Annotated in this window: 11 protein-coding genes; 6 read left to right on the top strand and 5 right to left on the bottom strand. The window is 46.8% G+C overall.

Going from position 1 to position 12,002, the window contains the following annotated elements; translation table 11 throughout:
* Positions 1 to 425: 425 nt before the first annotated feature.
* Both MC7420_RS30880 and MC7420_RS35885 read left to right on the top strand, forming a co-directional pair.
* Positions 426 to 1,214 carry an RNA methyltransferase gene (locus MC7420_RS30880; protein WP_006105683.1) on the top strand — a complete coding sequence of 263 codons (789 nt, stop codon included), beginning with the start codon at positions 426 to 428 and terminating at the stop codon, positions 1,212 to 1,214.
* Between the two features lie 163 nt (positions 1,215 to 1,377).
* Entirely contained in the window at positions 1,378 to 2,958 is a 1,581-nt protein-coding gene (locus tag MC7420_RS35885) for a serine hydrolase (protein WP_006105614.1), read from the top strand.
* A gap of 324 nt (positions 2,959 to 3,282) precedes the next feature.
* On the opposite strand, the gene MC7420_RS30870 is transcribed toward MC7420_RS35885, so the two are convergent.
* On the bottom strand, positions 3,283 to 4,488 hold the full coding sequence (locus MC7420_RS30870; protein WP_006105635.1) for a phosphoglycerate kinase: 1,206 nt from the start codon (positions 4,486 to 4,488) through the stop codon (positions 3,283 to 3,285).
* 190 nt (positions 4,489 to 4,678) lie between these two features.
* On the opposite strand from MC7420_RS30870, the gene MC7420_RS30865 reads away from it, so the two are divergent.
* On the top strand, positions 4,679 to 5,089 hold the full coding sequence (locus tag MC7420_RS30865; RefSeq protein WP_006105690.1) for a universal stress protein: 411 nt from the start codon (positions 4,679 to 4,681) through the stop codon (positions 5,087 to 5,089).
* A 195-nt stretch (positions 5,090 to 5,284) separates the two neighbouring features.
* Positions 5,285 to 6,142 (top strand): ribosome biogenesis GTPase YlqF, encoded by an 858-nt coding sequence (ylqF, locus tag MC7420_RS30860; protein ID WP_006105656.1) that lies wholly within the window; start codon positions 5,285 to 5,287, stop codon positions 6,140 to 6,142.
* A 291-nt stretch (positions 6,143 to 6,433) separates the two neighbouring features.
* Here the strand turns inward: ylqF and MC7420_RS43060 are convergent, their stop codons facing one another.
* Positions 6,434 to 6,640, bottom strand: a complete 207-nt coding sequence (locus tag MC7420_RS43060) for a hypothetical protein (protein ID WP_232231820.1) — start codon at positions 6,638 to 6,640, stop codon at positions 6,434 to 6,436.
* A gap of 211 nt (positions 6,641 to 6,851) precedes the next feature.
* Between MC7420_RS43060 and MC7420_RS30855 the strand changes: the two genes are divergently transcribed.
* Entirely contained in the window at positions 6,852 to 8,909 is a 2,058-nt protein-coding gene (locus tag MC7420_RS30855; RefSeq protein ID WP_157453403.1) for a PAS domain-containing protein, read from the top strand.
* Between the two features lie 231 nt (positions 8,910 to 9,140).
* Here MC7420_RS30855 and MC7420_RS30850 read toward each other — a convergent pair whose 3' ends face one another.
* Positions 9,141 to 9,887 carry a DUF4058 family protein gene (locus tag MC7420_RS30850; RefSeq protein ID WP_044210731.1) on the bottom strand — a complete coding sequence of 249 codons (747 nt, stop codon included), beginning with the start codon at positions 9,885 to 9,887 and terminating at the stop codon, positions 9,141 to 9,143.
* Between the two features lie 174 nt (positions 9,888 to 10,061).
* Here MC7420_RS30850 and MC7420_RS30845 point away from each other — a divergent pair, with 174 nt between their 5' ends.
* A complete protein-coding gene (locus MC7420_RS30845) occupies positions 10,062 to 10,937 on the top strand; it encodes an alpha/beta fold hydrolase (protein ID WP_044210759.1) in 876 nt (291 codons plus the stop codon).
* Positions 10,938 to 11,209: 272 nt separating this feature from the next.
* Here the strand turns inward: MC7420_RS30845 and MC7420_RS30840 are convergent, their stop codons facing one another.
* Complete coding sequence (locus MC7420_RS30840) at positions 11,210 to 11,662, bottom strand: Fur family transcriptional regulator (protein WP_006105634.1); 453 nt, start codon at positions 11,660 to 11,662, stop codon at positions 11,210 to 11,212.
* 44 nt (positions 11,663 to 11,706) lie between these two features.
* The gene (locus tag MC7420_RS40775) at positions 11,707 to 11,862 is read right to left on the bottom strand and encodes a hypothetical protein (RefSeq protein WP_006105611.1); all 156 of its coding nucleotides are present in this window, start codon (positions 11,860 to 11,862) and stop codon (positions 11,707 to 11,709) included.
* Positions 11,863 to 12,002: the final 140 nt, after the last annotated feature.

Raw genomic sequence — 12,002 nt, 5'->3', positions numbered from 1 at the left:
TCCTTATTCTTTTCCAACCAAATGAGATAAACAAGTTTTGCTCCTGTTTCTAGGGTAACGCATGGAAATTACACCCTCTATATCTATAGATATAACAATAATTTAAAAATGACAGGTGGGATGGAGGGTAATTTACGAAAACTTCATAAAGACTTTTTATTTCTATGATGAAGACTTTATAAAGCTAAAGTAGAATAAAGCTTATCAGCGCTGCTTACAGCATATTTTATGGTTGATGAAGTACAGTCTATCCCAGCAAGATCCCCGACTTCTCCAAGAAGTCGGGGATCTGTGTACCTCACTTACTGAAGACAGGCAAGGGAAGGGGTGGAGAAGCGGCTCTATTTGTCTCGAAAAGTGCGATATTTATCCGAGAATAAGAACAAAGGCAGTAAATTAGCAGACTATCTGTCCGCAGACAAGGCATGACGTTAGCGAATGTACGAATTATCTTAGTCGAACCCGCAGGTGCTTTAAACGTAGGATCAGTTGCGCGGGTGATGAAAAATATGGGGTTGAACCAGTTATGGTTGGTCAATCCCCATTGTAATCCGAGAGCATCAGAAGCGCGGCAGATGGCGGTTCATGGTGTCGAGGTTTTAGAATCAGCCCAACAGGTGGCAACGTTACCGGAGGCGTTAGAGGGATGTCAACGTGCGATCGCAACGACTGCCCGTACTCGTCATTTGCCGACGACTCTGGAACCGCCACGCTTGGCATTACCCTGGTTATTGGCGGAGAATATCACCTCTGCCCTGATTTTTGGACCCGAAGATCGGGGGTTAAGTAATGATGAACTCAACTATGCCCAGCGATTTGTCTGTATCCCAGCTAATCCAGAGTATCCCTCGTTAAACTTAGCTCAGGCTGTAGCCGTTTGCTGTTATGAACTGTTTCAACTCACCTCCCTATCTTCCCAGACGCGCCATAGCACGTCTCTACAAGCTCCCCAGACGCACCATGGTACATCTCTACATACCACAGCTTCCTTAGATGCAATCGAGGCTTACTTCCAACACCTAGAAGCCGTATTATTAAAGATTGGCTACCTACATCCCCATACCGCGACATCCCGCATGGAAAAGTTCAGACGCTTGTATTACCGAGCTATGCTCACCCCAGAGGATGTCGCCATGCTGAGAGGTATTCTCCGTCAGACGGAATGGGCGGTACAATTTATGCCGAGGTCAGAACAGGAGGAGTCAGAATCCTAGAGCGTCGGTCAAGTATTATGACCGATGTCTTAGCTACTGTCTTAGACTATAGACTTTCCGTCGATAAATTGTGACAATAGCCAGGTTCACATCGTCAGGAAAGCATTGATGACGGCTTGAAGAGTAGAGATTTAGACGTTAGTTGTGTTTGGAGGTATGTTCAGTGGCAGTGTCTAGGGGCAATCCGTATAAACCCGATCGCAACGAGTCCAAACCCCGAGGAATCTATCGTTCTCGTCGGGCTTCTCGTCAACGCCGCCCTCGACAACCCTTGCCCTTAGAAGATGATCTTCATCCTCCCTCCTCTTCCCCCTCACCACGTCGTCTGCGTGCGGTTCAGCCTAATTCTGCAAATCCCAGTCGCCCCAAACCCATACCCCTAAACCCTACCACTCGGCGTTCCAGCGAACCCTCGATTTACCCCAATCTGAAGCTACCCAAACTGCGGACGATTAACGGGATACCCATCAGAGAAACGCCTCTGGGAAATCGTCAGATGCGTCGCCCTCCGGCTGCAACACCCCTATCCCAACCCTTGAACCCACGTCGAGACAATAGTCCCCGTCGGCAAACGCGGCGTTCAACTGTCTCAACTCAATCCGAGGCGAAACCGAAGCGTCAATCGTCTCGTTCTCAACCCACTCAGAGGGGGAAATCCCGGCGCAGTCGGCGTTCCCAAAAACGGGCGGGGATATGGATTCACGTTATCCGCCTATTAATTCTCGGCGTGGGCATTGGCGCGATCGCAGGGACTCTATTATCAGTATTAGATCCCACTAGCAAAATGTCGATGCGCTCCAGTGAAGCGGCGGAGGGGAACCTTCAAGAAAGCCCGACGAATCAAAGCATTACTCCAGCCCTCCCTCTGCGCCAAGAAATCTCCCCTCTCAAAGCCCAAGTCCAAACCTTAGTCGCCAAAAATCCGAAATTGCAACCAGGTGTTTTTGTGGTGGATTTGGATACCGGTGCCTACTTAGACTGGCAAAGTCACTCTATCTTCCCCGCCGCCAGCACGATTAAAGTCGCGATTCTGGTGGCATTTTTTCAAGAGGTTGATGCGGGCAAAATTCGCTTAGATGAACCCCTAACCATGGAACCGGAAATGATTGCCAAAGGTTCAGGGGACATGCAATATCAAAAACCTGGAACACAGTATAGTGCCTTGGAAGTGGCAACCAAGATGATCACGATTAGTGATAACACTGCCACGAATATGATTATTCATCGCCTCGGCGGTATCCAAGCTGTTAATCAACGGTTCATCTCCTGGGGATTAACCGCAACGGCAATCAATAACCCCTTACCGGATTTAGAAGGAACGAATACCACTAATGCCAGAGACATGGCAAACTTGCTGTATAAGGTGAATCAAGGGGAATTATTGAGTCTGCGATCGCGCGATCGTTTATTGGATATCATGCAGCGTACCGTGAATAATTCCCTAATTCCTCAAGGATTGGATTCAGGGGCGACGGTTGCCCATAAAACGGGGGATATTGGTTCAGTATTAGGAGATGTAGGTATTGTGGATATGCCTACAGGTAAACGTTATCTCATCGTCACCTTAGTAAAACGTCCCCACAATGATGCTAGCGCCTCGGAGTTAATTCGCAACCTTTCCCGCACGGTTTATGACTATTTCAATAAACCAACGGCGACACCAAGTCTCAACTCCATGCCCATTAGCACGCCTGCCATGATGGTGAGTGGATTACTTATTGGTTTACAGGGGACGATTTTGTAATTGTCTTATGTTTTATGTCCTTTGTCATTTTTGCCCGTGCCAAAGGTTTCAACGCAAGTTAGGAAATCTGTAGGGGCGGGTTTAGGAAATCTGTAGGGGCGGGTTTAGGAAATCAATTCAGCTAGTCACCACTAACGGAACAACAAAACCCGCCCTCCCTACCGATAAATGAACAACAAAACCCGCCCCTCCCACTGACTGGTATGCTAGTGGGTTGAGCGAAGTCGAAACCCACCCTACGGTCTATCAAAGATTTCGGCGATTCCCTAATGTTTATTTCAGTGCCATTATCCCGAAATCAGGTAGAGACGTTCAATGCTACCATCAAGCGTCATCTAATGCGGCAATACCGGGAAGTACCTTACCTTCAAGCAATTCCAGACTTGCCCCACCACCTGTGGAGATATGGCTCATTTGATCAGCCACACCAACTTTTTCCACAGCCGCAACCGAGTCACCACCGCCGATAATCGTGGTTGTGCCTTTCTTCGTCAGATCAGCTAGAGTCCGGGCGATCGCTTCGGTGCCAGCGGCAAACTTATCAAACTCAAATACCCCCATCGGACCATTCCAGATCACCGACTTACAGTCGCCTAATGCATCTTGGAAGAATTTCACGGAATCAGGACCAATATCTAGCCCCATCCATCCATCAGGAATCGATTCAACGCTTACGGTTTGAGAATTGGCGTCAGCGGCAAAGTTATCAGCAACTACGACATCTGTGGGTAAGAGTAAGTCAACCCCTTTTTCCTTTGCCTTCGCTTCCAAGGACTTTGCCAACTCCAGCTTATCCTCTTCCACCAGCGACTTACCGACACTCAAACCACGGGCTTTGTAGAAGGTGAAAATCATGCCACCGCCAATCAGCAGTTTATCCACCTTATCCAGTAAGGTTTCAATCACGCCAATCTTACTCGACACCTTAGATCCACCAATAATCGCCGCTAAGGGATTCTGGGGATTTTCAATCGCATTTTGCAGATACTGGAGTTCTTTCTCAATCAAATACCCAGCCACGGAGGGCTGTAGGTGATGAGTGACCCCTTCTGTCGAAGCATGGGCGCGGTGTGCCGTACCAAAGGCATCGTTGACGTAAACATCAGCTAGGGCGGCTAACTTTTTGGTAAACTCCGGATCATTCTTTTCTTCCCCTGGGTGGAAGCGGAGATTTTCTAGTAACGCCACTTGACCATTATCTAGGCTGTCAATCTGAGACTTAACCGCATCGCCAATACAGTCATCGCACTTGACCACCGTTTGACCCAGTAATTCAGACAGACGATTCGCTACGGGTGTTAGGCGGAGGCTGTCCTTCACTTGTCCCTTAGGACGCCCTAAGTGGCTACACATAACCACCTTGGCATTCTTTTTGATTAAATCCTGGATCGTCGGCAGAGCCGCCCGGATGCGGGTATCATCGGTAATCGTACCATTCTCATCTAGTGGCACATTCAGGTCGGCTCGCACCAATACCCGTTTTCCGGCTAAATCGGACTCATTTAAATTTGCTACAGTTTTTTTGGACACAGTAATACTCTCCTCTAATTGCCTGTATCTGATGCTTTGCGATCTGATCGCGTGCCAGTGGTTGTATGCTTAATGATTGCTGCCAGACTTGCATCTATAGAGCAATCAACTTAGTCATTAGGATCAAGAGTATGTATTCTCTTTTCCCGTCCACATTTTACCGGAGTCCGTGTCCTTCAAGGTGATTACAATGTTTAAGACTGTTTTATTTCCCCTTGACCAAAGCCGAGAAGCCCGTGAAGCAGCGGAAGTTGTCGCCAATATCGTCCAAAAGTATGAAAGTCATTTAGTCTTACTCTCGGTTGTCGAAAAACCCAACCCCGATGACCCATCGCCAAGTCCGGACATCATGTCTCCGGAGATGGTGGCTGAACTACTCAAAGGCGCTCAAGCCATGTTTAACCAGTATGGCATTAAGCCAGAAACCTTGAGTCGGGAAGGCACACCCCCATTTACTATCTGTGATGTCGCCGACGAAATTAATGCTGATCTAATTATTATGGGCTGTCGCGGATTGGGATTAACTGAGGATGGTGCTTCCGAAAGCGTGACCAATCGCGTGATTAATTTGTCACCCTGTCCCGTGCTAGTTGTACCGTAATACAAAGGTATAACGGATATCAGCCAACACTCTTGATCACCCTCAAGATACCGTGAGGTGGGCAATAGCACAGAATGATAGGATAAGCATTTCAACATTGATCACCCTTGCCCACCCTACATGACTTGTTCCCTATTGCCTATTGCCTATTGCCTATTACCTGACCAATGACCAATGACCAATAACCAATAACCAATGGCCATTCAATGGTATCCCGGACATATTGCTAAAGCCGAACGGCAACTCAAGGAACAGCTCAAACGAGTGGATGTGGTGCTGGAAGTCCGGGATGCGCGGATTCCTCTTACCACTCATCATCCGCAAACCGCTGAGTGGGTGGGGAATAAAAGCCGAATCTTGGTGATCAACCGCATGGATCTGATTACACCCAAGACGCAGCAGTTGTGGACATCCTGGTTTCAAGAGCAAGGGGAAACGCCTTACTGGACAAATGCCCAGCAGGGGAAAGGGATTCGAGAGGTAGCCCAAGCCGCCCAGCAAACCGGAGTACAGATGAATCAACGGCGTAAAAATCGCGGGATGCAGCCTCGTCCGGTTCGTGCGGTGGTGATTGGTTTTCCCAATGTAGGTAAATCAGCTCTGATTAATCGACTTTTGGGGCGGCGTGTGGTGGACAGCGCTCGTCGTCCCGGTGTCACCCGTCAACTGCGTTGGGTACGGATTAGCGATCAGATTGAACTGCTGGATGCGCCCGGTGTTATTCCCGCCAAGCTCCAAAATCAAGAGGATGCTCTAAAATTAGCCATCTGTGATGACATTGGTGAGGCGTCTTACGATAATCAGCGAGTGGCTTGTGGGTTTGTAGATTTGCTAAAACGATCGCCGGATCTGGCTACAGGCGATCGCACTTCCACGTCTTCCTTACACAATCGCTATGATGTCGATCCAACGGGGATCACGGGTGAATCCTACTTACAGGACTTGGCACAGACACGCTACCAAGGGGACGAGGAGCGTGCTGCCCGACAGTTATTGAATGATTTTCGCAAAGGACTACTGGGCGCGATCGCACTGGAATTGCCACCCTCGTAGAGACGCGCCATGGCGCGTCTCTACATTGCCATGGCGAGTCTGAAACATTAATGAATTTATGTTGTTTTACTAAGGGGGTGGGGGGTAATACCCCTCATCGACTAAACTACAATATAGTAATGCACCCTAGATAAGCGCCCAATGGGGGCGTTTTTCATGGTCGGTTGGCGAAGTTCAGCCAAAAATTGTGACGAATCATTACGCTAATCCACGTAAAGATTTAAGACATATTGCTGAGGCAACTTAATAGACGGAGGAAGGAAAATTGAACAAGAGCACCGAAACCCATTTTCAGGACTTACGCACAACCTCGTTTAGAGGGTTAACGATAAATCCTGCATACCAGCCAAACAGGATATCGGTAGCACAAAAGCGTAAGTCCTGTTTTTTGAGAACAGTACCGAAAGCATCTATCCTTACCAATCCTTTCAGGGTGTATTGTCTTAGCCAACTCGGAGATTGATTAACTCTGGTAATGGTGTAATACTGTAATACCACAGATGCCGAGAACGGCTATAGTGGAAGCAATGGGCAATCCTGGTTAGCTCGATAACTCCGAATCAAAATAAAAAGCGGTTTTGGGAATTCAAGGAGTTTAACCCACGACATTTGTACAATCAGCTAACGCGAAGATTTCTCAATTCACAGCAGAGATTCAGCGTCCCGCCCTTGTACAACGGTAAACTCAATAATTTAAATCGACTAAAAAATGGTCAGTAAAATAGCGACATTTAGACTTCCAGAACAACTAAGTCAGGAAATTCGGTCTCGGGCTGAAGCATCAGGTCGGGATCGGACGGCGGTCGTGATTGAGGCACTTAAGCAGGCATTTGGTTTCCCGCTTGAGGAATCGCATTCAACAACGATTGAAGAACTTCAGGAACAACTCAATAGATTAGACCAAAAATACAAGCAGTTAAAAGAACAGCTTAATCAACTCAGCCAAGACGCTCAGACAGCGAATCAACCCGATCAAGCGGTTCAGCAAGCCATCCCTGGCACGTTGATGACTGGAACGATTAATCATCATCAAATTGGGGATACAGATGAAGCCTGGAAAACTCCTAGCCAAGTAAGCCAACTCGACCTGAATTATCCGATCATTGCCCAGGAACAGGATGAGTCAGAACTGCGGGAACTGACGACGCGGATTCAGCAGCAAGCGCGAATCTTTGACCAAGTTCTCTCAGCGTCTCCTGATCCTATCTGTGTCTTGGATCGCATGGGACGATTTACCTACGTCAATCTGGCGATCGCGCAACTGTTTGGTTTATCCCAAGCCGAAATTTTGGGCAAAACGGTGCAGCAGTTAAACCTACCGCCCGAAGGAATCGAACTATTTAATAACCAACGGGAAGTCGTCTTTGCCACTCGACGCCCTTTGACCGATGAAATGAGTTACCCAACCCTGGGAGGTGTGCGTCATTACGAGTACATCCTCAGTCCGATTCTGGGTAACCACCATAGTGTGGAAGCGGTAATATGTACGGCTAGAGACATTACTGAACGCAAGCGCGTTGAAGAATCGCTGCGGGAATCGGAAGCGAATTACCGTCACTTATTTGAATATGCCAACGATTCCATTTTCATTATTGACCTATCCACCAGTCGCGTTTTAGATGCGAATCAGAATGCCTCTAGACGACTAGGATATACTCGCAAAGAACTGCTGAATCTGAAGACTCGCGATATAGATGTGCCGATTGGTGAGGATCGCCAACGCACCATCAGTCAACGGATGCAAGCAACGGGTAGTATTATCTTTGAACATGCACTGCGGCGTAAAGATGGTTCTCCGGTGCAGGTGGAAATTAGTTCGCGGGTGATTGAGTATCGCGATCGCTTAGTGTCGCTAAGTTTTGTCCGGGATATTACCAAACGCAAACAAGCTGAGGAACGGTTGCGGTTATTAGAGTCGGCGGTATTCAATGCTAATGACGCGATCGTGATTACTGAAGCCCACCCCATTGACAAACCCGGTCCTCGGATCGTGTATGTCAACCAAGGCTTTACTCGGATGACAGGGTACACCTCAGATGAAGTGATTGGCAAAACACCGCGCTTCTTACAAGGACCCAAAACCGATCGCGCTCAAGCCGATAAAATTCGCGATACCCTATGTCGCTGGGAACCCGTGCGGGCGGAGTTAATCAACTATCGCAAAGATGGTTCCGAGTTTTGGGTGGAACTGAATATTGTCCCCGTGGTTGATGAAAATGGGGACTATACCCACTGGATGGCGATCGAGCGAGATATTAGCCAACGCAAGCAGCTAGAAACCGCCTCAGCTAAACGGGATCAGGAACGAACCGCCCAACTGTCTCAAGCCAATACCTTACTACAAGAGCAATTGGTGAAACAGGAGCAAATGGTTGCCAATCTTCGCAGCCGTGAGGAACGCCAAGCGATCGCATTGAAAGCGGGTAATGTGGGAATTTGGGATTGGAATCTGGAGAATGATGAATTCTACCTGGCGTCCAATTTGAAAACCATGCTGCACTATGAGGATCAGGAGATTGCGAATAGTCAAGCGGCTTGGTTAGATCTGATTCATCCTGATGATCGCCAACAGGTTGAAAATGAAATCAATGCTCATTTAGAGGGGTCAACCACTCACTATGGCATGGAACACCGGATGGTGCAAAAAGATGGCACGATTCGCTGGTTTCTTTCCCGTGGTGTAGCGGTGCGAGATGATCAGGATCAGCCTTATCGTTTAATTGGTTGTAGCGTCGATATCACTGAATATAAACAGATAGAAGATTAACGCTTACCATTCTCCTGCCTCCTGAACAGAACCCCGATTTGAACGTAGGGACACGGCATTGCCGTGCCCTACATAAAAATGTCAGACTGAACCGAGAATCGTTAGAGGTTCAGGGACGTTAGAAACCGTTAATTTGATATAGTCTACTGATGTATCGTCTTGGACAATAACGTCTAAGAAACCCTTTTGATTGATTGTTGATTACTTATTATCTATAACCCAACCTACAACCTATTCCACAATTTTAGCTGTATCAACTTCAATTCGCTGTTCCCGACAAGTCCGCAGGTAGGTAGCATTTAAATCCACAGGTAAGCAAAGTTCGCCGCGCAACCACAACGGCATTACAGGCAAGGGACTTGCCACCGCTAAGGCTTCTTGCCAAATGTCTAAATTCGGCTGTCCCTGACGTTGCACAACTCGATAGGCGGCGGCGTACAGTTGTGTATTTAGAGGCATCATTCTAACTGCCAACTGACGTAATAATTCCTCATGTAAATTCGCATTTCGTCCTGTCACCACATCCACAATGACTAATCCTATTCCTTGCTGTAAGTAGGTTTGACACTTAGCGATAAAAGTATTACGATTCGCGGGTCTATCTTTATTGCCGGGACTCACTAACTCGATAGCTGCCATTAATGTTGGACCCGCTTCGCTATTGAAAATACTCACCTCCACCGCCTCGGTTGTCGGAGAAAATGGAGCAGTTTGCGTGGGTGGCGAAGGTATCCATTCCTGTTGCGAGGAGGTTGGGAGTTGAACGATATTCTTGGATACTCGACTGGTTAGTAATGATATCTCTTCAAATGCTGCCACATCAATTTCAATCCCAAATTGCACATTGGGTTCAGCAAAGTATCCTTCTGGCAATTGACGGTTTAAATCAGAAGCGATATACGTTGCCCACGCATTATGGAAAGCGTGCCAGTGACGACGAATACTCAACGGTGGATGAAAGTGATCCAGTAATCCCATAATTCCTAACTCCAATTATTTATAGTGATTAAATTTATCGGGATAGTCTTTCAGCTTTTGTTTTTATTATACTTTTGAATTGCGATGCGGGCGTTTATAGCGCTAAAGCGCAACTACAAACTAGCAAACTATGAGACAATTAACTTTATCGCGAACTACCATCAGGTCAACCCCATGTCTCCAATAACTGACTCCTGGCAAGAGGATTATATTATCACTAACGGTGTCAAACTACACTACGTCACCCAGGGAGAAGGTAAACTTATGCTGATGCTGCATGGTTTCCCTGAATTTTGGTACTCTTGGCGGCATCAAATCCCTGAATTTGCCAGCGATTATAAAGTTGTTGCCCTTGATCTGCGGGGTTACAATGACAGCGATAAGCCCAAAGATGTATCAGCTTATCAGATTACCGAGTTAGTTAACGATATTAAAGGAGTTATTCAAGGATTGGGCTATGAAAGCTGTATCTTAGTCGGACATGATTGGGGCGGTATGATTGCTTGGTATGTTGCCTATACTTATCCCCAACTGGTTGATAAGTTAATTGTCATGAATATTCCTCATCCCGCCAAATTTGCAGAGGCGTTACGCAGGAATCCGCAACAACTCCTGCGAAGTTGGTATATCTTTTTCTTTCAACTCCCTTTACTCCCAGAGTTACTGTTTCAGTGGGATGACTATCGACTGATTGCGTCGAGTTTTATCGATATGGCAATTGACAAAAGTGCCTTCTCAGAAGCAGACTTAAACGCCTATAAAGATGCGGCGGCAAAACGGGGGGCGATGACTGCCATGCTTAACTACTACCGCAATGTCTTCCAGGGGATATTTAAGCAGCATCGGTGGGATGTTCTACCCATTCCAACTCTACTGATTTGGGGAGAAAATGATACGGCTTTGGGCAAAGAATTGACCTATAATACAAATGATTATGTGCCAAATTTGCAAATCCGCTACATCCCGAATTGTAGTCATTGGGTACAGCAGGAACAGCCCCAGTTAGTGAATCAGTATATGCGAGAGTTTTTAGCAAAGGATGAGGGATGAGAGAGCAAGGGATGCGACTAAACCCACCCCGACGGAATCCCCGATAATTGAAAAAGGGCGGGTTTTGTTGAAATGGTATGGGTAACATCCTAATTATGTTCCTAAACCCGCCCCTACAATTACTCTTTAAGCTGTCATGCATTTAAATTGGGTATTAGTAGCGAGCAAGATGCAAAGCCTACGGCATGGCTTCGCTTAACGCACTACAAGGCTTTCGCCATTACTGATATTAAGGTTTAAATGCCGAACAACTTACAACCTTCAAGGACTATTTATTCCTCATGCCCTTGACCGTTGCGATAACCATAAAAGTCAATCCGATACTCAGTAATCTTAACGCCAGTTTGTTGCTCAATGTGTTGGATTAGTTCTTCTGGCAATTCTACATACACATCCATGATCTGATTCGTATCCACACAATTAACGTGACTGTGTGCATCGCTGATATTTCCGTAAAGTCGTCCATCGGATCGCTCCATACATTCAATAATCCCTTGAGACGATAGCGCCTCTAGATTTTGGTACACAGAAGTATGACCAATTTCTTTGCCTTGCTGATTTAGGCGATCATAAATTTCTCGTGCACAGAGATGCTCTCGATCTTGCCACAGTAATTCCAAAATTAAGCGGCGTTGACGCGACAAGCGCATTCCTAACGCTTGACATCGATTGAGAGCCTCTTCCAATGAGCGAATTGGTTTGACAACTGCCGCTTCTTTCTGCATAGTCGATACGTTGAATGGGGTGGTTAGCTGTATGGGGAGTAGTCTCAAGCTCTACCCTGAAGATGAGCCTGATCTTGATAGAGAGTTAATAATGCACTGATTAAACGCGCATAATATTTGCGGATATAATCTTTTTCGCCAAGCTTTGTCCAGGTTTGGGTCTGAATGACTGGGTATCTGGCACTGTAAGGCAAACTCATTACCACTTTACCTTAGATGGTTTGAGTCTGTCTACTGTGGACTGATATCCAGTCTGGTAGCATCGATTGTGTTAATTAAACTAAGGTAAGCTTGATCCGAGGTTAAGCCTGGGGACGGGTTAAGTGCCGTCACTACCAGG

The sequence above is a fragment of the Coleofasciculus chthonoplastes PCC 7420 genome (assembly GCF_000155555.1).
GTDB lineage: Bacteria > Cyanobacteriota > Cyanobacteriia > Cyanobacteriales > Coleofasciculaceae > Coleofasciculus > Coleofasciculus chthonoplastes_A.
Note: the sequence above shows the minus strand (reverse complement) of the source record. Positions and strands in the feature narration are given on the sequence as shown.

Coding starts and splice junctions, on each gene's coding strand:
- MC7420_RS30880 (WP_006105683.1), top strand. CDS start 426: ATGACGTTAGCGAATGTACGAATTATCTTAGTCGAACCCGCAGGTGCT.
- MC7420_RS30865 (WP_006105690.1), top strand. CDS start 4,679: ATGTTTAAGACTGTTTTATTTCCCCTTGACCAAAGCCGAGAAGCCCGT.
- ylqF (WP_006105656.1), top strand. CDS start 5,285: ATGGCCATTCAATGGTATCCCGGACATATTGCTAAAGCCGAACGGCAA.
- MC7420_RS30855 (WP_157453403.1), top strand. CDS start 6,852: ATGGTCAGTAAAATAGCGACATTTAGACTTCCAGAACAACTAAGTCAG.
- MC7420_RS30850 (WP_044210731.1), bottom strand. CDS start 9,887: ATGGGATTACTGGATCACTTTCATCCACCGTTGAGTATTCGTCGTCAC.
- MC7420_RS30845 (WP_044210759.1), top strand. CDS start 10,062: ATGTCTCCAATAACTGACTCCTGGCAAGAGGATTATATTATCACTAAC.
- MC7420_RS30840 (WP_006105634.1), bottom strand. CDS start 11,662: ATGCAGAAAGAAGCGGCAGTTGTCAAACCAATTCGCTCATTGGAAGAG.
- MC7420_RS40775 (WP_006105611.1), bottom strand. CDS start 11,862: ATGAGTTTGCCTTACAGTGCCAGATACCCAGTCATTCAGACCCAAACC.